We start from the raw sequence: 19,353 nt of genomic DNA, 5'->3' as shown, positions 1-19,353 counted from the left end.
CGTCGTTCAAGACGGCCGGTCGCGCTTAAGCACCGGCAGCATCAGCAGAATACTGACGACAAGCATGGCGGAAGCGAGAATGCTGGGTGCGGTGAAACTGCCCGTCACCTCGGCAATCCAGCCGGCGGCGAGTGGCCCGACAATCTGGCCGGTGCCGAAAGCCGCCGTCATCAGCGCGAAGGCGCGACGCGGGCTCGGGCCGGCAAATTCCCGGCCGAGCTGCAGGCCATAGGCGGTGATGACCATGAAGGTCAGCCCGAGAAGCAGGCCGCCGGCGAGCACGCCGATGACAGGCGGCAGCATGACCGAGGCGAAGACACCCACGGCCTCGACGGCGAGAACGATCACGAAAGCCCGCTTCACCCCCTGTGATTTCAGCACCGGTTTCCAGAGAAAGAGCGAAACGGCAGCGGCACAGCCGGTAATGAACCATACCAGAAACTCCACGAAAGCGCCTGCGGCCGCCATGCGCGCAATCGCCACGATGAAGGTGGCGGTGATGACATAGCCAAAACCGAACAGCCCATAGGCCAGCGTCGTCAAAAACAGCGGTCGCGTCCAGTTGAGCGGCGGCTCCGCAGCTGAAGACGCATGCCGTGGCGGGCCTGCGGGCAGCACCCGGAAGACGAGAAGAAATGTAACGAAGGAAAAGACGGCACCGGCGATCCACTCCTCCCTCCACGAAGAACCGCCACCATCGAAGACTACGCCGATCAGATAGACCGCCAGCGAGGAAATCGCGATACCGGCGCCGACGCCGCCATAATGCAGCGCCTGCACACTGTCCCTACCGGCTTTCGCGGCATGGCCGATGACGATCTGCGAGGTGAAGATCATGGTCATCGCGCTGGCGACGCCCGCCAGGAACCGGATGACGGTGAAGGCCGCAACCGAGTTGAAGGCGGCCATGGCAAGCAGCAGCACAGCGGTGGAAAACAGGCCGCATAGGGCAACCAGCCGCTCCCGTCCCGATCCCCAGGAAGAGGCGGCAAGAACAGCACCTGCGAGATAACCGGCGAAATTTCCAGCCGCGACAAATCCCGCATCCCCCGCCGAAAGCGGCACATCCGCCATCATGCCGGGCAGGATGGGGGTGAAGGAAAAACGGCCGAAACCCATGGCGGAGGCCATCATCAAAGCGCCGGCAAGGCCGAGTGCGGTCAGATGTCTTGCGGAAAGTGGCTTGTCGATGCTCATGTCTGGCTTATCGCAACGGGGCGAATATTCGACAAGCGAGTTATTTTGATCAGGTTTATAAGCGGTCTTTATCTGTCACACGGGGAGCGTCGATGTGCTCCGAGGGTGCCGTGTATTCTTCTCCCCGGCGGGGAGAAGGTGGCCCGAAGGGTCGGATGAGGGGGAACGTTGCCGGATCTCGGAGAGCTCGCCCCCTCATCCCGGCTGCCCCGGACTTCTCCCCGGTGGGGAGAAGAAACAAGCGGTAGCCGCTCGCTCCGACGTCAGGATTAAGGGTGACCGAGGCAGGTGTAGCTGTCAGTCCGCGAGCGTCAGCACCAGCGGCCCGTTCTTGGTAGCAACCACGGTGTGTTCATATTGCACCGTCGGCGCACTCGGATCGCTGTAGAGCGTCCACGGATCATCATCGCCATCTTCCGCCCAGTAAGCGCCCGTCGAAAGAAATGGCTCGACAGTGAACACCATGCCTTCCTGCATGATGCGGCGCTCGTCCTTGTCCGGCCAGGTCGCCAGTTCCTTCGGCTCCTCATGCAGCGAACGGCCAATGCCGTGGCTGGCGAGATTGGTGATCAGCGTGTAGCGGTTCTTTTTGGCAAAAGCACCGATCGCGTTGCCGATATCGGCAAAAGGCCTGCCGGTTTTCACCTGCTGCAGGCCCGTCCACATGGCGCGCTTGCCATCACGGCACAGCCGCTCGATTTCCTTTCTGACAGGCGGCACGGCAAACGACGAACCCGTGTCGCCGAAGAAGCCGTTCTTCACCGCCGAGACATCAATATTGACGAGATCGCCCGCCTTGATGATGCGAGGCCCCGGAATACCGTGGGCCACTTCCTCGTTGACGCTGATGCAGGTCGCACCGGGAAATTTGTAGCAGAATTCCGGAGCCGACTGCGCGCCGTTATCCTCCAGCACCTTGCGGCCGATCGCATCCAGCTCGGCCGTGGTGATGCCCGGTTCCAGCGCGTCCGCCATGGTCTGCATGGCAACGGCGCACAAACGGCCGATATCCTTCAGCAGATCCAGTTCTTCGTCGGTGGAAATGACCATATCTCTGTCCGTTATTCTGCATGGCGGGTCTGAAAACGCCCGCCCTGGTAATCATCAGGCCGTGGCTTTCACCGGATCGGCGCGCCCCGTCAATTCTTTTCTGACGATCGGAGCGACTTTCGTACCATAAAGCTCGATGCCGCGCATGATCTGGTCATGGGGCATCAGGCCGATGGCCATCTGCAACAGGAAGCGATCATTCCTGAAGACGCCATGCGCCTTGATGATCTTTTCCGCCACCAGTTCCGGTTCGCCGAGGAAGAGATTGCCCTCCGGTCCGCGCGCCGCATCGAAATGCGCACGGTTCGTCGGTCCCCAGCCGCGCTCGCGGCCGATGCGGTTCATCACTTCGGCCTGCGGCACGTAAAACTGGTCCGCCGCCTTGTCGGTGGTGTCGGCGATGAAGCCGTGGACGTTGATGCTGGTGCGCAGTTTCGTCTTTTCCTGCCCCGCCCGGCGTGCTGCCTCATGGTAGAGATCGAACAGCGGCGCAAACCGGCGATATTCGCCGCCGATGATGGCAAGAGCCACTGGCAGGCCCATGGCGCCGGCGCGCGCCACCGATTGCGGCGTGCCGCCAACCGCGATCCAGACGGGCAGACGCTCCTGCAACGGACGCGGATAAACGCCTCGACCATTGATCGCCGGATGTTTGGTCCCGGACCAGGTGACGATTTCCTGCTCCCGCAACGCCAGCAGCAGATCGAGCTTTTCGGCAAAGAGAACGTCGTAATCTTCGAGATCGTAACCGAAGAGCGGGTAGGACTCGATGAAGGAACCGCGACCGGCCATGATCTCGGCACGACCGTTCGAGAGAAGATCAACGGTCGAGAACTGCTGGAATACCCGCACCGGATCATCGGAGCTCAGCACCGAAACCGCGCTCGTCAGGCGGATGTTCTTTGTCTTGACCGCGGCCGCCGCAAGCACGGTGGACGGGGAGGAGACGACATAATCGGGGCGGTGATGTTCACCCAGGCCGAACACATCGAGCCCGACCTGGTCGGCGAGTTCGATTTCCTCGAGCAGTTCCCGCAGGCGGTGCGCGCCTTCCGGCCCACGGCCATCGACGGGATTGGGATTGACATCCGCGAATGTGTAAAGACCGAGTTCCATTATCGATACCTCTGTTTTCCTGCCAAACAGATAGGCATGGAAAGGCTCGAAGACAAACGCAACATCTGCCGCAAAATCTGGATGCTTCGCGTCGAAAAAATCGATGGCCGCACCCGCACGAAGCGCCTTGCACCCTCAATCCTAAATGGCGATTGCCAGCCCGCCCCCTTTGGGCATAGGCTGCTTAAATATGTGCGAAGTAATGCAAAAAGGGGAAAGCATGCATCGGACAGTTATCGTGACAGGCTCCACAAGCGGCATCGGCCTTGGCATCGCGCAGAAATTTGCGCGGGAGGGCGCCAATATCGTGCTGAACGGCTTCGGCGACGAGGATGAAATCGAAAAACTGCGCCTGCTGCTGGAAGCCGAAAGTGGCGGGCGCGTGCTTTACCATCCCGCCGATATGACGAAACCGGACGAAATTGCCGACCTCATCAATTCCTCCCATGAAAAGCTCGGCTCGGTGGATGTGCTCATCAACAATGCCGGCATCCAGCACATCGCGCCCATCGAAGAATTCCCGACGGAAAAATGGGACTGGATCATCGCCATCAATCTGACCAGTTCCTTCCATACGATGCGCGCTGCGATACCGCTGATGAAGAAGGCCGGCAAAGGCCGCATCATCAACATTTCCTCGGCCCACGGTCTTGTCGCCTCGCCTTTTAAATCGGCCTATGTGGCGGCCAAACATGGCATCATGGGCCTGACGAAGACGGCGGCGCTCGAACTTGCCCAGACGGGCATCACTGTCAACTCCATCTGTCCGGGTTATGTGCTGACGCCACTGGTGGAAAAACAGATACCTGAGATGGCCAAGGTGCGCGGCATCAGCGAAGAGGCGGTCAAGAACGACGTGATGCTGGAATTGCAGGCGACCAAGCAGTTCGTCACAATCGATGACGTGGCAGCCGCTGCGCTCTTCTTGGCAAGCGACGCTGCGGGCAACATAACAGGCACCCATATTTCCGTGGATGGCGGCTGGACGGCGCAATAATTGCCAGATTTTCTTTCCGTTATGGAAACAATGAATTGCGAAAACGGAAATCGATATGTGCGCAGTAGCGTGCATAGATACGTCAGGATAATCACAAGAAGCCGGGTTGGCAGCCGGCCAAAACGGCAGGGCATTGCATGAAAGACGCGATCAGCTTCATCCTCAACAGCGAAACCATCTCGCTTAAGGGTTTCGGACCGACCGACACGCTTCTCGATTACCTCCGCATCAGCAAGCGGCTGACCGGGACCAAGGAAGGCTGTGCGGAAGGCGACTGCGGCGCATGCACCGTGTTAGTCGGACGGCTGCTGGATGGTTCTCTGCGGTACGAAAGCGTCAATGCCTGTATCCGTTTTCTGGGCTCGCTGCATGGCACCCATATCGTCACGGTAGAGCATCTGGCTGCCCGTGACGGCACCTTGCACCCCGTGCAGCAGGCCATGGTGGATTTCCACGGCTCGCAATGCGGCTTCTGTACGCCAGGTTTCATCATGTCGCTTTATGGCCTGTGGCTATCAAGCGAAAACCCCGGCCGCGCCGATATCGAAAAGGCGCTGCAAGGCAATCTCTGTCGATGCACTGGTTACGAGCCGATCGTGAAAGCCGCCGAAAAAATCGCTGCCGCCCGCCCGAGCGCGCTGTTCGACCCGCTGCAACGCGACCGCACGGATATCATGGCAAGGCTCTGGGCCGTCCGCGAAAACGAGACGATCACCGTCGTCAGAGGTGAGGATCGCACGATTATTCCGGCGACGCTTTCCGACCTGACGGAGATTTACGCCGCCGAACCGAAGGCCACCATAGTTGCCGGCTCCACAGATGTCGGCCTGTGGGTGACGAAGCAGATGCGGGCGCTGAACCCCGTCATCTTCATCAACAATCTCGGGGATCTGCAAACCATCACCGTGGGCGAAGACGGCATCACGCTCGGCGCAGGCGTCACCTACAGCCAAGCCTTCAAGACCATTGCAGAGCATTTCCCGCCGCTTGCCCGGCTGTTCGACCGTCTCGGCGGCGAGCAGGTGCGCAATATGGGCACGATCGGCGGCAACATCGCCAATGGCTCGCCCATCGGCGACACACCACCGGCACTGATCGCGCTCGGGGCCACGCTCACCCTGCGCTCCCCGTCCGGCAATCGCAGCCTGCCGCTGGAAAGCTATTTCATCGATTACGGCAAGCAGGACCGGCTGAGCGGCGAATTCGTCGAAAAGCTTTTCATTCCGTTCCAGAAGCCGGAAAGCCATTACGCCGTCTACAAGATTTCCAAGCGCCGGGACGAGGATATTTCTGCGCTGTGTGGGGCTTTCCATCTGACGCTTGATGCCGATGGCGCAGTCGAAGACATCCGCATCGCCTTCGGCGGCATGGCCGGCACGCCGAAACGGGCCGCGCATCTCGAGGTGGCGCTTCTCGGTAAAGCCTGGTCACAGGAAACAATCGATGCCGCGCGCGACGTGCTGGACGAGGATTTTACACCGTTGACCGACTGGCGTGCGACGGCCGTATATCGGCAACTCACGGCCAAGAATTTGCTGACACGGTTTTTCCTCGAGACATCAGGGGAAAAGCAGGAACTTGCCCGCTTCTCGCTGGAGGAGGCGTGAACATGGACACTACGAGCTTCGACAAGACCAAGACGGAAATCGACGGCCCGATGCACACCTCGCTCCGGCACGATTCCGCTCACAAGCATGTCACCGGCAGCGCCGAGTATATCGATGACATTCCCGAACCAGCCGGCCTCGTTCACGGCGCACTCGGCCTTTCCGATCGGGCGCACGCCGAAATCGTCTCCATGGACCTTTCCGAAGTGGAGGCCACACCGGGCGTGCTGTGGGTCATGGTTGGCAAGGACGTGCCCGGCGAAAACGATGTCTCGTCAGGCGGCCGCCACGACGAACCTTTGCTGGCCGAAACAAAGGTGGAATTTTACGGCCAGCCGATCTTCGCAGTCTTTGCCGAAACACGCGATATCGCTAGAAAGGCCACCCGGAAAGCAAAGATCACCTATAAGGATCTGCCGCATTTCACCGATATCGACACTGCAATCGAAAACGGCGGCGCGCTCGTCATCGATCCGATGACGTTGAAACGCGGCGATGCGAAGCTGGAAATGGATGTCGCACCCCGCCGCCTCACCGGCACGATGCGCATTGGCGGGCAGGAACATTTTTACCTCGAAGGCCATATCGCCATGGCGGTGCCGGGCGAAGACGATGATGTCACGGTCTGGAGCTCCACCCAGCATCCGAGCGAAATCCAGCACATTGTCAGCCACATCCTGCAGGTGCCGTCCAATGCCGTCACCGTGCAGGTCCGCCGCATGGGCGGCGGTTTCGGCGGCAAGGAAACGCAGGGCAACCAGTTCGCAGCGCTCTGCGCCATCGCCGCCAAAAAGCTGAACCGGGCCGTGAAAATCCGTCCGGACCGCGACGAGGACATGACGGCGACAGGCAAGCGCCATGATTTCCGCGTCGATTACGAACTGGGCTTCGATGACGAAGGCCGCATTCACGCCGTCGATGCCACCTATGCCGCCCGCTGCGGTTTTTCCTCCGATCTATCCGGCCCGGTCACCGACCGCGCGCTGTTCCATGCCGACTCCAGCTATTTCTATCCGCATGTGCACCTCACCTCGCGGCCGCTCAAAACCCACACGGTCTCAAACACCGCTTTTCGCGGTTTCGGTGGCCCGCAGGGCATGCTGGGGGCGGAACGGTTCATCGAAGAAATCGCCTATGCCGTCGGCAAAGACCCGCTCGATATTCGCAAGCTGAATTTCTACGGCGAGACCGGTTCCGGCCGCACCACGACGCCTTATCATCAGGAAGTCGAGGACAATATCATCGCCCGCGTCGTCGAGGAGCTGGAGACGTCAAGCGACTATCGGGCACGACGTGAAGCCATTATCGCGTTCAACAAAACGAGCCCGATCATCCGCAAGGGCATTGCGCTCACCCCTGTCAAATTCGGCATCTCCTTCACCATGACCGCCTTCAACCAGGCGGGCGCGCTGGTGCATATCTATAATGACGGCTCCATCCATCTGAACCATGGCGGCACCGAAATGGGCCAGGGCCTTTACACCAAGGTGGCGCAGGTGGTGGCCGATGCCTTCCAGGTGGATATCAACAGGGTGAAAATAACAGCCACCACCACAGGCAAGGTGCCGAACACGTCAGCCACCGCCGCCTCCTCCGGCACCGACCTTAACGGCATGGCCGCCTATGACGCCGCCCGCCAGATCCGCGAACGGCTGATCAAATTCGCTGCCGAGAACTGGAACGTGCCGGAAGAGGACGTCGTCTTCCTGCCGAACCGCGTGCGCATCGGCCTCGAAGAAATCGCCTTCAACGGTTTCATCAAAAAAGCCTATTTCGCCCGCGTGCAGCTTTCCGCCGCCGGTTTTTACAAGACGCCGAAAATCCACTGGGACCGCGCCGCGGGGCGCGGCACGCCGTTTTATTATTTCGCCTATGGCGCGGCGTGCTCGGAAGTATCGATCGATACGCTGACCGGCGAATACCTGATGGAACGCACCGATATCCTCCACGATGTGGGCAAATCGCTCAATCCAGCCATCGATATCGGCCAGATCGAAGGCGCCTTCGTGCAGGGCATGGGCTGGCTGACGACGGAGGAATTGTGGTGGGACGGCAAGGGGCGGCTGCGCACCCACGCACCTTCCACCTACAAAATCCCACTCGCCTCCGACCGGCCGAAGAGCTTCAACGTCAGGCTGGCGGAATGGTCGGAAAATGCCGAACCCACCATCGGCCGCTCCAAGGCCGTGGGCGAACCGCCCTTCATGCTGGCCATCTCGGTTCTCGAAGCGCTCTCCATGGCCGTCGCTTCCGTGGCCGATTACAAGGTTTGTCCGCGGCTTGACGCGCCAGCGACGCCGGAGCGGGTGCTGATGGCGGTGGAACGGCTGAAAAAGGTTTGAGGGAGGGCGTATCCATGCGGCCGAGCCCCCTCATCCGACCCTTCGGGCCACCTTCTCCCCGGCGGGGAGAAGAAATGTGCCTCGCCGCCTCACCCTTCCTGCAAGCACGTAAGGTGGACGGAGCCAGCGCTCCGGGTTTCTTCTCCCCGCCGGGGAGAAGGTGGCGCGCAGCGCCGGATGAGGGGGCCAGCACCCATGCCTGACACCTCCTTACCCTCTTTCCTCGCCCGCTCCACCCCCACAATACTCGTGGAAATCGAAGCCGTGAAAGGCTCGTCGCCGCGCGAGGCTGGCACCTTCATGCTGGTCACCCAGGAGACCATCTGGGAAACCATCGGCGGCGGCCAGTTCGAATATATGGCGATAGACCACGCCCGCGCCATGCTGCGCAGCGGTGCTGCCGAGGATCACATGGATATTCCGCTCGGCCCGGAAATCGGCCAGTGCTGCGGCGGCCGCACCCTCATCCGCTTCCGGCTGGTCACGACGGAGATCGCGGCGGCGCTTGAGGCAAGGCTGAAAGGCGAAGCTGAGCAACAGCCGGCCGTCTTCATTTTTGGCGCCGGCCATGTGGGCAAGGCGCTGGCCGAAGCCCTGTCGCTGCTGCCACTGTCCCTGACCGTGGTCGAGACCCGTGAAAACGAGCTGCGCGATCTTCCGTCGGCAGTGGTGTCCATACTCACCCCCATGCCGGAAGCACTCGTTGCGAAAATTCCGGCTCATGGCGCAGTGATCATCGTCACTCACGACCACGCACTCGATTTCCTCATCGCGAAGGAAGCGCTCGCCCGCGAGGATCTTGCCTATGTCGGCATGATCGGTTCGAAGACCAAGCGCGCCACCTTTGCCCATTGGCTGGAGCGGGAGGGCGAGCCTAATTGCCGCCTCGCCAAACTCATCCTGCCCATCGGCGGCAGCAGCGTCAGGGACAAGCGTCCCGCCGTCATAGCGGCCCTTGTGGCAGCCGAGTTGCTTCAAGCGCTTTTTGCCACCGAAACCGGGCATCGCCACAAAAACCAGCCCGCCCATCTTTAAGGCCAAGATCGCGTTTCAACACATCCGGCAGGCTGTCGTCTGCCAGATTGTCGGTGCGAAGGCTTTGATAGGCGAAATTTTCCACTCTCCCCAGACCCGCGCGCAGGCGGGACCACGCGCGCCAGATTGCCGTGCGCATGTTCGTCTCCATCGTTGATTTTCAGAAGTTCATTTTATCTGTCTGAGTAAAAATGCCTTGATTTCCTGGCGGAAACCAATGAAACCTTTGCACGGACACATAAAGAGAGATTATCCATGAAAATGTCACGGCAGTTTCCCCTGAATGCCCTGCGTGTGTTCGACGCCGCAGCCAGGCATCTGAGCTTCACCAAGGCTGGCGAAGAGTTGGGCATGACGCAGACGGCGGTGAGCTATCAGGTGAAACTGCTGGAGGAGAATATTGGCGAGCCGCTTTTTGTCAGAAAGGCGCGGCAGGTTTCCTTGACGGAGGCTGGACAGAGGCTTGCACCCAAAGTCGCGGATGCCTTCAACACGTTGCGGGAGGCGGTCGATAATGTGCGCGATACATCAGACACGACGCTGACGATCCATTCCACTGCCACCTTTGCCTCACGCTGGCTCTCGCGGCATCTCGGCGCTTTCCAGCTCGAGCATCCCTCCATCGCGGTCAGGCTGGAGACATCGGGGACACTGATCGACTTCAGCCAGTCGGACTGCGATGTCGCCATTCGCTGGAGCAGCGATGACGGCAAGGGGCTGATCTATCATCGATTGCTGCGCGGCGTTTATACACCGATGCTTCACCCTGCCCTCGCCGAAAGCATCGGCGGCCTGCACAAGCCGGAAGACCTGCTGCGCCTACGCATCATCGATCCCGGCGATATCTGGTGGAGCCAGTGGTTCAAGGAAGTCGGCATCGAAAATCCGGGGCTTGACCGTTACCCGCGTAGCCGCCTCAATGTGCAGGCCTTTGAAGCCGCCGCGGCGATCGCCAGCCAGGGTGTCGCCATGCTGACCCCTGAGCTTTACGCGGACGAGGTGGCGCTTGGCCGGCTTTACCAGCCGTTTGAGCACCTCAGCACCGAGGGCAAGAACTACTGGCTCGTCTACCCCGAAAACCGCCGGAACATCCGGAAGATCAAGCTGTTTCGCGACTGGATATTGAAGCGCATCGAAGAAAGCCGCCCGTCGACTCAATACCCCATATCAGGTGCATAAAAGCAGCGCGGCGTATCCTCGTCCGGAAACAGACACAGATGATATTCGCCGTCCTCGGATCGACGTGCCTGGCTCTGCGACCAGTTGAACACGTGGCGTCGCGTGACCATGCGGTGATCGCCGGGCGCAAGCGAGACCTCGTAACCATCAGACGTCACCCGAACGCTGCGTGTGGGAATCATCTGGCAGTCGCCGGTTTCGGCATCGCCGTTGCAGCAGTAGCTTTCATATTTGAATCCCTTGTGGGATTCATGGGCCAGCGCGGTGGCGCTGAATGCAAAAAGCAGAAAAAGAACCGTCAGAACAAGGCGCATCGGCACGGTCTCCGTTGAAAACAACGGCGGCAGCCGGAAGGTCATTGCGTCCCTTAACTTAAAATCTCATGGCACTCACACCCGGACACAACGGCACCGGGAACTGCGACACCTGCCCCCTGATCTGCTCCGCCCAGGGTTCGCAGCGCCCGCTTTCGGAAGAACCGCCAGCGAAACATGTCATGGGAGCCACGCGCGTGGGCGCGAAGTCCACAGCCTGATATTTTAGCACACCGGAAGGCTGCACAAACCATAATAGCTGAGTCGCCTTAGCCAGCTAAGCACAAACTCACCGGCCGACATACCTCCTCCAAGTTCACAAAGCCCAGTCATCGGGCTGAAACGAATCGAGGGAGGATTGCAGACACATCTCCGCTGCATTGTGAACAATCTCTGCCCGATCACTGCTTGCCCCTTCCCTAAAGGCTAAAATTCTCGCAAGGTGCGCTGCACAAGGATCAGGGGAACCGCATGTACGAATATGCCATTGCGTGGGAATGGATGGCCTTTGCCGTCCGCTGGCTCCACGTCATCACCGCCATCGCCTGGATTGGCTCGTCCTTCTATTTCATCGCGCTCGATCTCGGGCTGGTCAAACGGGCGCATCTGCCGCCGGGGGCCTATGGCGAGGAATGGCAGGTGCATGGCGGGGGCTTTTATCACATCCAGAAATATCTGGTCGCCCCTGCCCAGATGCCCGAACACCTGACATGGTTCAAATGGGAAAGCTACGTCACCTGGCTGTCCGGCTTCGCCATGCTCTGTATTGTCTATTATGGCGGCGCGGACCTGTTCCTCATCGACCATTCCGTGCTTGATCTCACCCAGTTCCAGGCCATCGCCCTGTCTCTGGCCTCACTCGCCATCGGCTGGCTGTTTTATGATTTTCTCTGCAAATCGCCGCTCGGCAACAATACCTGGGGCCTGATGGTCGTGCTCTATGTCGCGCTGGTGGCGATGGCATGGGGTTATACGCAGGTCTTCACCGGCCGCGCCGCCTTCCTACATCTGGGTGCGTTTACCGCCACCATCATGTCGGCAAACGTCTTCTTCATCATCATTCCGAACCAGAAGATCGTCGTCGCAGACCTGATCGCCGGGCGCACGCCGGACCCGAAATATGGCCGCATCGCCAAGCAGCGCTCGCTGCACAACAACTACCTGACGCTGCCCGTCATCTTCTTCATGCTGTCAAACCATTATCCGCTGGCCTTTGCGACCCAGTTCAACTGGATCATCGCCGCACTGGTGTTCCTGATGGGCGTCACCATCCGCCACTGGTTCAACACCACCCATGCCCGCAAGGGAAAGCCGACATGGACATGGCTTCTCACCGCCCTCATCTTCATCGTCATTATGTGGCTTTCCACCGTGCCGAAGGTGCTGACCGGCGAAGAGGAGCAGAAGGCCGCCACCCTCTCCCCCATGCAGCAGCAATTCGTCAGCGATGCCCATTTTACCAAGGCGCGTGATGTGGTTCAGGGACGCTGTTCCATGTGCCATGCCGCCGAGCCGGTGTGGGAAGGCGTGCCCTTCACACCGAAATCGGTGAAGCTCGAAACCGACGAACAGATCGCCGCCCACGCGCGCGAAATCTATTTGCAAGCCGGCCGCAGCCATGCCATGCCTCCGGGCAACATCACCGCCATCACCCCGGATGAGCGCAAGGTGCTGACCGCCTGGTATGAAAGTGCGGTGTCCGGGGCTGGAAAAGCCGAAGGAAAGACTGAATGAGCCTGGTTCTGCTGCGTGGCCGCCTGCTGAGCTTCCGCCGCGCGCCGCTCGCAATCGACGATACGCAAAGCTATCTCTATATCGAAGATGGCGGCCTGCTTCTCGAAAACGGCAAGATCGCCGCCATCGGCGAATACGCCGATATCCGTAAGACAGCACCCGAAGACGTCGAGGAAAAGGACCACCGCCCGCATCTCATCGTGCCCGGCCTCATCGACATGCACCTGCATTTCCCGCAAATGCAGGTCATCGGCTCCTATGCCGCCAACCTGCTGGAATGGCTGAACACCTATACCTTCCCGGAAGAGTGCCGTTTCGTTGAAAGCGCGCATGCTCAACGCATCGCCACACACTTCTACGACGAGCTTCTGCGCCACGGCACGACAACGGCCGCCGCCTATTGCTCCGTGCACAAGACCTCCGCCGACGCCTTTTTCACGGAGGCCATGAAGCGCAACATGCTGATGGTCGGCGGCAAGGTGATGATGGACCGCAATGCCCCGCAGGGCCTGCTGGACACGCCGGAAACCTCCTATGACGAGACGCGCGCCGTCATCGCCGACTGGCACGGCAAGGGCCGCAACCACGTCGCCATCACCCCGCGCTTTGCCATCACCTCCACACCGAAGCAGATGGAAGCTGCACAGGCGCTGGCGCAGGAATTTCCCGATCTCTTCATCCAGACGCATCTGTCCGAAAATCTGGACGAGATCAAATATACCTGCGAGCTTTACCCGGAAGCGACCGACTACACCGATATCTATGTGCGTTACGGCCTGATGGGCAAAAAGACCTTGCTCGGCCATGCCATCCATTTGTCCGATCGCGAGGCGGATGTACTGTCGGAGACCGGCGCGGTGGCAGTGCATTGCCCCACCTCGAACCTCTTCATCGGCTCCGGACTCTTCCCGATGAAAAAACTGCAGCGGCGCGAAAAGCCTGTTCGTATCGCCGTCGCCACCGATATCGGCGGCGGATCGAGCTACTCCATGCTGCGCACCATGGACGAGGCGTACAAGATTCAGCAATTGCTGGGCGAACGTCTCAACCCCCTGGAAAGCTGGTATCTGATGACCCGCGGCAATGCCGAAGCGCTCTCCATGGTCGACCGCATCGGCACGCTGGAGGCCGGCACGGATGCCGACATCACGGTGCTGAACGCCTCCTCGACGTCAGCCATGGCCCTGAAAATGGAAGTGGTGAAAAGCCTCACGGAAGAACTGTTCCTGATGCTGACCATGGGCGACGACCGCACAGTGGTGGAGACCTATGTGGCCGGCAAGGCGATGAAGAGCGTGCTGGCATAGTTCGGCTGCGGCCGAAACATATAGCTGCTAACTTGTTTATATCCGTCACATATTGGATCGAGCGTGTGCCGCCTCTTTCTTCTCCCCGCCGGGGAGAAGGTGGCCCGAAGGGTCGGATGAGTGGGCGACGTTGCAGGATTTCGGAGAGCTTGCCCCCTCATCCCGCTGCCGCGACCTTCTCCCTGGCGGGGAGAAGAAACAAGCGGCACTCGCTCGCTCCACATGATTGCCTGACGCCATCTCGGCCGAATGCGAAAGCGCTCTGGAGTCCCCGTGCCGAACTTAGACACAACCACCCTGCTCATGATCCTCACGACATTCATCGTTGCCGGCATCGTCAAGGGTGTGACCGGCATGGGACTGCCCACGGTCGCCATGGGCGTGCTCGGCCTCTTCATGCCCCCGGTCATCGCCGCCGGCCTGCTCATCCTCCCCTCCTTCATCACCAATGTCTGGCAATTGCTGGCTGGGCCTGATTTCTGGACCATTGTGAAAAGGCTGTGGCCGATGATGATTGCTATCACCCTCGGCACCCTCATCGGCATCCGGCTGATGACATCGGATACTGGTGCCTGGACGAGTTCGGCGCTCGGCCTGTGCCTTGCGATTTACGCAGCCTACAGCCTGGTTGCCCGACCGGTCTTGCTTCCTGCAAGGCTGGAACCAAAACTCTCCCCCGTCATGGGGCTGGTGACGGGCCTTTTGACCGGCGGCACCGGAATTTTCGTCGTACCTGCCGTGCCCTACATCCAGTCGCTGGGGTTCAGCCGAGACGATCTGGTGCAAGCGCTCGGCCTCTCCTTTACGGTCTCAACCATCGCGCTCGCCGCTGGCCTTGCTTCTCAGGATGCTTTTCATGTCGAGCATCTGTCACTATCCGCCCTCGCCGTCCTGCCTGCGCTGATCGGCATGTGGCTGGGTCAAAAAATCCGCCATATCGTCAGCCCGGCGACATTTCGGCGCTGGTTTCTTATCTGCCTGCTTCTGCTGGGCGCAGAACTATTCCTCAGGGCGTTCTACTGACGTCGTTCTGCCTGTGCCCAGGGGCTCGATAACGTCATAGGCCACCATCGTCTCGTCTTCAGTGCCCTCGTCATCAATTGTCGCGAGTGTGACTTGCAGGTCAGGCGAGTAAACAGCCGTCCATTTTTGGTCACTCTTGCCGTTTTTCCGGATATCGAACGAGACGTAAAGAACTAGATAGTTGCAGAACCTCATAGGAAAAGCGCGCTGTTTCGTAACGGTAAGGTCAAGCGACCACTTGTCATCGGTTTCCCCTCCATCAAGAAGTAGAAATTCGAAAGACCGACGGGCGCCGACCTTAAGCGGCCAAAACGACTCAAGGTCGGAAAGGAAATATTGGCTGTTGTTTCCGTCATCTCCTAAACTGGCGAGCCCTATCAAACCTCGATATAGAAACTGCTTTTGTGACCCGGCACCGTTGAAGTCCATATCAACCCGGACGATCCGCCCTATCGACCTGAATTCGCTTTTCTTCGTCTCATGACGCAGGAGAAATCCGTCGTTTTTATCCGCAGCAGATGGGCACGGGGCCGAAAGAGCAGAGACCGATAACGAAAACATCAAGTAGAGAACCATCATAATAGTCTTCATAATATTATTACCCATCAACTTATATTAATATTATCAAATATTTATCTTGGTATTATAAGTAAAAATTCAGAAAATATCAAAATATTCCCGCCCCTTCAAAAAACCAACTGCATGTCCATCTTTATCGTCGCGCGGAGCGCCTGGCCATGCTATGTGAAGCCATCATTTAAATGTGAAGGCTTTACACATGGGCAAAATTCTGACCATAGCGGACCTGAAGCAACAGGCGCAGCGCCGTGTGCCAAAGATGTTTTTCGACTATGCCGATAGCGGCGCCTGGACCGAAAGCACCTATCGCGCCAATGAAGATGATTTTGCCAAGATAAAGCTGCGCCAGCGCGTGCTGGTGGATATGACCGACCGGTCGCTGGCGACCGAAATGGTCGGCGAGAAGGTATCTATGCCGGTCGCACTCTCTCCCACCGGCCTGACCGGCATGCAGCATGCCGATGGCGAAATGCTGGCTGCCAAGGCAGCGGAAGAATTCGGCGTACCTTTCACGCTCTCCACCATGAGCATCTGCTCCATCGAGGATGTCGCTTCCGTTACCTCGAAACCCTTCTGGTTCCAGCTTTACGTGATGAAGGACCGCGATTTCGTCAACAATCTGATCGACCGCGCCAAGGCCGCCGGCTGCTCGGCGCTGGTACTGACGCTCGACCTGCAAATCCTCGGCCAGCGTCACAAGGATCTGCGCAACGGCCTCTCCGCACCGCCAAAATTCACCCCGAAACACATCTGGCAGATGGCGACCCGGCCGAAGTGGTGCCTGGACATGACGCGCACCAAGCGCCGCAGCTTCGGTAACATCGTCGGGCACGCCAAGAATGTCTCAGACCTCTCGTCGCTCTCCTCCTGGACGGCGGAACAGTTCGATCCGCGTTTATCCTGGAAAGACGTGGAATGGATCAAGGAACGCTGGGGCGGTAAACTTATCCTCAAGGGCATCCTTGACGAGGAGGACGCCCGCGCCTCGCTTGATACCGGCGCCGACGCCATCATCGTCTCCAACCATGGCGGCCGCCAGCTCGATGGCGCGCATTCCTCGATCGCCATGCTGCCGAAGATCGTCGATGCTGTCGGCGACAGGGTTGAGGTACACATGGATGGCGGCATCCGCTCCGGTCAGGATGTGCTGAAGGCCGTGGCGCTGGGGGCCAAGGGGACCTATATCGGCAGACCCTTCCTCTATGGCCTCGGTGCGGATGGCAAGCGGGGCGTGACCACGGCGCTGGAGATCATTCGCAAGGAGATGGATGTCAGCATGGCGCTTTGCGGCAAGCGGCTGATCACCGATGTGGATCGCAGCATTCTGGCGTGATGGTCAGAAGGCAGAACTTCCGGCATCGCAACCACAGCTCGCAGACCTCTCTACCGTCATGCCGGACTAGATCCGGCATCCAGCCGCGGCGCGTCTGTGCCGCGAAAGAGTCTCTCGCGGTCGGGTTAGCCTTCGCGCTAGACCACCCAGCCTCAATGGCCCACCGTCTTCGAAAACACATTCACGATCACCACCCCGGTGATGATGAAACCAAGGCCCACGACGGCGGCGAAATCCAGTGTCTGCCGAAACACGAAATAACCGATGCCCGAAATCAGAACGATGCCGAGCCCGCTCCAGATGGCGTAGGCCACCCCCACCGGCAGCGCCCGCAGGGTAAATGACAGCAGATAAAAGGCCGCGCCATAAAACAGCGCCATCAACACGGTTGGCAAAAGCCGCGTGAATTGCTGCGATTGCTGCAGAAAGGAGGTCGCGATGACTTCGCAGATAATGGCGGCGACAAGCGCTCCATAGGTCAAGACAGCTGCATTCATCGCCCTGCATCCTTCTTTGTCTGCGCGATCATCCGCGCTTTGAGAGCCGCCCTGTCGCCACCTGCCCTGCCGTCGTCGGCCAGAAGATCGGCGAACCAGATGCCGTCAGCGGCAAGCCGCACCAGCTCCAATACCACCCCATCATCCGTTTCCTTATGACGGGCAAGCCGCCCCTCGATCCAGCTGTTCCACATGCGCCGAAGCGATGGTTCGCCCACCATGGAAACCGAGATCGCTGCCCACTGCCTGCCCGAATCCCTGCCCCGATCCGAGAAAACCGCCTTCACATAGGCCCTCGTGAACCGCCCGAAAGCTTCACAATCCTGTGAGATGAGCTCGTCGATTTCCAGGTCCAAGGCCGCCAGGAGGTCCGCCATGACCGCTTCCAGCAGCGCCTGCTTGGAAGGGAAATGATGGAACAACCCGCCTTTCGTCACCCCTGCCGCATCTGCCACCGCCTGCACCGAGAGCGCCGCAACGCCCTGTTCAGCAGCAAGTCTGGCCGCACAATCAAGAAGATTGCGGCGTACGAGTTCGGGTTGCTTCTTGCGTTCATGTGCATTTGTCATGAAAGGCAACATACCGGATGGTTGGTTTCTTTACAAGGAAATTGTAGGGCCGTCTGTCGGGTTGAAATTCATACTTAATTAAGCATGAAAGCGATCTCTAAAGTTTTAGCGGTTTTGTTGCCGGAAAGTGTCAGTAAATATTCGCCCGTCGCGGCGATCGGATGAAAAGGGGCGGATTATGTCGGGAATGATCAAACGGGGAATGGCGGGTGCCTGGGTTTTCGCACTCACCTTCTTTTGCGCGATCCTCTCATTGCAGGCGTCGCCTGCGCAGGCGGGTTATGCCCATTTCATCATGGATGCGAACACCGGCAAGGTTCTCGCCGCCCGCAATGCCGACGTGCTCAACCATCCCGCCTCGCTCACCAAGATGATGACGCTCTACCTCACCTTCGAAGCGCTGCATGCCGGCAAACTCCGCTGGGACCAGAAGATAACCATGTCCAAGAACGGTGCATCGGTCATTCCTTCGAAGCTCTATGTGCGCCAGGGCCAGACCTTTACCGTCCGCGAAGCGGTCTATGGCATGATCGTCAAATCCGCCAATGACATGGCCGAAGGTATGGGCGACCATCTCGGCGGCTCCGAGGCGCGCTTTGCGGAGATGATGACCCGCAAGGCCCGCCAACTCGGCATGACCAAAACGGTCTTCCGCAACGCGTCCGGCCTGCCCAACAAGTCGCAGGTGACAACCGCACGTGACATGGCAAAGCTCGGTATTGCGTTGCAACGGGATTTCCCCAAAGAATACAGCCTCTTCGCCACGCAATCCTTCAATTTTCGTGGAAAGCGCATCCGCGGCCACAACAACCTGATGTATCGTTATCAGGGAATGGACGGCATCAAGACCGGCTATACCAACGCCTCCGGCTTCAACCTTGTCAGCGCTGTCAACCACAATGGCCGCCGCGTCGTTGGCGTCGTGCTGGGCGGCAAGACTGCGCGCAGCCGCGACGCCCAGATGGCGGCCCTTCTCGACAAGGCCGTGCCGCAGGCGTCGAGAGGCCGCAACACCGAACAACTCGTCGCCAGCGCCAGCGCCAGCCGCGCCTTCGATGTGGCCGCTGCCGTGCCACCCGCTGCCGTGCCTCTGCCGATGTTCGCCGAGCGCCGCGCTGACCCTGTCGCCATGCAGATTGCCACCGCAAACGAACAGGTGGCTGACATGATGCAGGTCTCAGCCATTCCGCGGCCGGCTCCCTCTGTGGCGTCTGCCGGTCAGCGCAGCCGCTGGGAAGTGCAGATCGCCGCCACCGATAGCGAAGCCGCCGCGCGCTCGCTGCTCGCCAATGCCCGTTCCAATATCGGCAACTATTCCGGCATCGCACCCTACACCGAAGCCGTACAAAGCGGGTCGGCAACGCTCTACCGCGCCCGCTTCACCGGCTTCGAAGACCAGTCCTCGGCAGTTTCCGCCTGCAAGCAACTGAAGGCTCAGTCCTATGCCTGCGTGGTGATGACCAGCGAGGGGTGA

The 19,353-nt window shown here is 59.6% G+C and carries 17 protein-coding genes; 10 read left to right on the top strand and 7 right to left on the bottom strand.

Features of this window, described 5'->3' with window-relative positions; genetic code table 11:
- Window positions 1-6 precede the first annotated feature (6 nt).
- From FS804_RS13980 to FS804_RS13970, 3 genes are all read right to left on the bottom strand, one after another.
- Complete coding sequence (locus FS804_RS13980; RefSeq protein WP_144577150.1) at window positions 7-1,197, bottom strand: MFS transporter; 1,191 nt, start codon at window positions 1,195-1,197, stop codon at window positions 7-9.
- Between the two features lie 297 nt (window positions 1,198-1,494).
- On the bottom strand, window positions 1,495-2,247 hold the full coding sequence (gene map, locus FS804_RS13975) for a type I methionyl aminopeptidase (RefSeq protein WP_144577148.1): 753 nt from the start codon (window positions 2,245-2,247) through the stop codon (window positions 1,495-1,497).
- Between the two features lie 54 nt (window positions 2,248-2,301).
- Complete coding sequence (locus FS804_RS13970) at window positions 2,302-3,363, bottom strand: LLM class flavin-dependent oxidoreductase (protein WP_144577524.1); 1,062 nt, start codon at window positions 3,361-3,363, stop codon at window positions 2,302-2,304.
- Between the two features lie 220 nt (window positions 3,364-3,583).
- Here FS804_RS13970 and FS804_RS13965 point away from each other — a divergent pair, with 220 nt between their 5' ends.
- The 5 genes from FS804_RS13965 (at window position 3,584) to FS804_RS13945 (ending at window position 10,523) form a co-directional block, all read left to right on the top strand.
- Complete coding sequence (locus FS804_RS13965) at window positions 3,584-4,360, top strand: 3-hydroxybutyrate dehydrogenase (RefSeq protein WP_144577147.1); 777 nt, start codon at window positions 3,584-3,586, stop codon at window positions 4,358-4,360.
- Window positions 4,361-4,497: 137 nt separating this feature from the next.
- The gene (gene xdhA, locus FS804_RS13960; RefSeq protein WP_063950745.1) at window positions 4,498-5,967 is read left to right on the top strand and encodes a xanthine dehydrogenase small subunit; all 1,470 of its coding nucleotides are present in this window, start codon (window positions 4,498-4,500) and stop codon (window positions 5,965-5,967) included.
- A gap of 2 nt (window positions 5,968-5,969) precedes the next feature.
- Window positions 5,970-8,309: a xanthine dehydrogenase molybdopterin binding subunit gene (gene xdhB / locus FS804_RS13955; protein WP_186376806.1), complete on the top strand. Its 2,340-nt coding sequence runs from the start codon at window positions 5,970-5,972 to the stop codon at window positions 8,307-8,309.
- A gap of 195 nt (window positions 8,310-8,504) precedes the next feature.
- Window positions 8,505-9,344, top strand: coding sequence for a xanthine dehydrogenase accessory protein XdhC (gene xdhC, locus FS804_RS13950; protein WP_186376805.1), 840 nt, complete (start codon window positions 8,505-8,507; stop codon window positions 9,342-9,344).
- 255 nt (window positions 9,345-9,599) lie between these two features.
- Window positions 9,600-10,523 carry a LysR substrate-binding domain-containing protein gene (locus FS804_RS13945; protein WP_144577144.1) on the top strand — a complete coding sequence of 308 codons (924 nt, stop codon included), beginning with the start codon at window positions 9,600-9,602 and terminating at the stop codon, window positions 10,521-10,523.
- Here the strand turns inward: FS804_RS13945 and FS804_RS13940 are convergent.
- Window positions 10,499-10,837, bottom strand: a complete 339-nt coding sequence (locus FS804_RS13940; protein ID WP_006699610.1) for a hypothetical protein — start codon at window positions 10,835-10,837, stop codon at window positions 10,499-10,501. The genes FS804_RS13945 and FS804_RS13940 overlap by 25 nt on opposite strands.
- A 471-nt stretch (window positions 10,838-11,308) precedes the next feature.
- On the opposite strand from FS804_RS13940, the gene puuD reads away from it, so the two are divergent.
- From puuD to FS804_RS13925, 3 genes are all read left to right on the top strand, one after another.
- Window positions 11,309-12,571 carry a urate hydroxylase PuuD gene (gene puuD, locus FS804_RS13935; RefSeq protein WP_144577142.1) on the top strand — a complete coding sequence of 421 codons (1,263 nt, stop codon included), beginning with the start codon at window positions 11,309-11,311 and terminating at the stop codon, window positions 12,569-12,571.
- Complete coding sequence (gene guaD, locus FS804_RS13930) at window positions 12,568-13,878, top strand: guanine deaminase (RefSeq protein ID WP_144577141.1); 1,311 nt, start codon at window positions 12,568-12,570, stop codon at window positions 13,876-13,878. The genes puuD and guaD overlap by 4 nt, the downstream gene beginning before the upstream one ends.
- Window positions 13,879-14,181: 303 nt before the next feature.
- Window positions 14,182-14,901, top strand: a complete 720-nt coding sequence (locus FS804_RS13925) for a sulfite exporter TauE/SafE family protein (RefSeq protein ID WP_144577520.1) — start codon at window positions 14,182-14,184, stop codon at window positions 14,899-14,901.
- On the opposite strand, the gene FS804_RS13920 is transcribed toward FS804_RS13925, so the two are convergent.
- Complete coding sequence (locus tag FS804_RS13920) at window positions 14,878-15,480, bottom strand: hypothetical protein (RefSeq protein WP_246665887.1); 603 nt, start codon at window positions 15,478-15,480, stop codon at window positions 14,878-14,880. The genes FS804_RS13925 and FS804_RS13920 overlap by 24 nt on opposite strands.
- A gap of 199 nt (window positions 15,481-15,679) precedes the next feature.
- Here FS804_RS13920 and FS804_RS13915 point away from each other — a divergent pair, with 199 nt between their 5' ends.
- Window positions 15,680-16,813, top strand: a complete 1,134-nt coding sequence (locus FS804_RS13915) for an alpha-hydroxy acid oxidase (protein ID WP_063950751.1) — start codon at window positions 15,680-15,682, stop codon at window positions 16,811-16,813.
- Window positions 16,814-16,965: 152 nt separating this feature from the next.
- Here the strand turns inward: FS804_RS13915 and FS804_RS13910 are convergent, their stop codons facing one another.
- Together FS804_RS13910 and FS804_RS13905 are read right to left on the bottom strand one after the other, a co-directional pair.
- Entirely contained in the window at window positions 16,966-17,310 is a 345-nt protein-coding gene (locus tag FS804_RS13910; RefSeq protein ID WP_144577139.1) for a multidrug efflux SMR transporter, read from the bottom strand.
- A complete protein-coding gene (locus FS804_RS13905) occupies window positions 17,307-17,891 on the bottom strand; it encodes a TetR/AcrR family transcriptional regulator (protein WP_144577138.1) in 585 nt (194 codons plus the stop codon). The genes FS804_RS13910 and FS804_RS13905 overlap by 4 nt, the downstream gene beginning before the upstream one ends.
- Window positions 17,892-18,081: 190 nt before the next feature.
- Here FS804_RS13905 and FS804_RS13900 point away from each other — a divergent pair, with 190 nt between their 5' ends.
- Window positions 18,082-19,353, top strand: a complete 1,272-nt coding sequence (locus FS804_RS13900) for a D-alanyl-D-alanine carboxypeptidase (RefSeq protein ID WP_186376819.1) — start codon at window positions 18,082-18,084, stop codon at window positions 19,351-19,353.

Origin of the sequence: Agrobacterium sp. DE0009 (assembly GCF_007680755.1) — a bacterium.
Taxonomy (GTDB): Bacteria; Pseudomonadota; Alphaproteobacteria; order Rhizobiales; family Rhizobiaceae; genus Agrobacterium; species Agrobacterium tumefaciens_B.
The sequence above is the reverse complement of the archived record's forward strand: the minus strand, read 5'-3'. Positions and strand labels throughout refer to the sequence as shown.

Coding starts and splice junctions, on each gene's coding strand:
- FS804_RS13980 (WP_144577150.1), bottom strand. CDS start 1,197: ATGAGCATCGACAAGCCACTTTCCGCAAGACATCTGACCGCACTCGGC.
- map (WP_144577148.1), bottom strand. CDS start 2,247: ATGGTCATTTCCACCGACGAAGAACTGGATCTGCTGAAGGATATCGGC.
- FS804_RS13970 (WP_144577524.1), bottom strand. CDS start 3,363: ATGGAACTCGGTCTTTACACATTCGCGGATGTCAATCCCAATCCCGTC.
- FS804_RS13965 (WP_144577147.1), top strand. CDS start 3,584: ATGCATCGGACAGTTATCGTGACAGGCTCCACAAGCGGCATCGGCCTT.
- xdhA (WP_063950745.1), top strand. CDS start 4,498: ATGAAAGACGCGATCAGCTTCATCCTCAACAGCGAAACCATCTCGCTT.
- xdhB (WP_186376806.1), top strand. CDS start 5,970: ATGGACACTACGAGCTTCGACAAGACCAAGACGGAAATCGACGGCCCG.
- xdhC (WP_186376805.1), top strand. CDS start 8,505: ATGCCTGACACCTCCTTACCCTCTTTCCTCGCCCGCTCCACCCCCACA.
- FS804_RS13945 (WP_144577144.1), top strand. CDS start 9,600: ATGAAAATGTCACGGCAGTTTCCCCTGAATGCCCTGCGTGTGTTCGAC.
- FS804_RS13940 (WP_006699610.1), bottom strand. CDS start 10,837: ATGCGCCTTGTTCTGACGGTTCTTTTTCTGCTTTTTGCATTCAGCGCC.
- puuD (WP_144577142.1), top strand. CDS start 11,309: ATGTACGAATATGCCATTGCGTGGGAATGGATGGCCTTTGCCGTCCGC.
- guaD (WP_144577141.1), top strand. CDS start 12,568: ATGAGCCTGGTTCTGCTGCGTGGCCGCCTGCTGAGCTTCCGCCGCGCG.
- FS804_RS13925 (WP_144577520.1), top strand. CDS start 14,182: ATGATCCTCACGACATTCATCGTTGCCGGCATCGTCAAGGGTGTGACC.
- FS804_RS13920 (WP_246665887.1), bottom strand. CDS start 15,480: ATGATGGTTCTCTACTTGATGTTTTCGTTATCGGTCTCTGCTCTTTCG.
- FS804_RS13915 (WP_063950751.1), top strand. CDS start 15,680: ATGGGCAAAATTCTGACCATAGCGGACCTGAAGCAACAGGCGCAGCGC.
- FS804_RS13910 (WP_144577139.1), bottom strand. CDS start 17,310: ATGAATGCAGCTGTCTTGACCTATGGAGCGCTTGTCGCCGCCATTATC.
- FS804_RS13905 (WP_144577138.1), bottom strand. CDS start 17,891: ATGTTGCCTTTCATGACAAATGCACATGAACGCAAGAAGCAACCCGAA.
- FS804_RS13900 (WP_186376819.1), top strand. CDS start 18,082: ATGGCGGGTGCCTGGGTTTTCGCACTCACCTTCTTTTGCGCGATCCTC.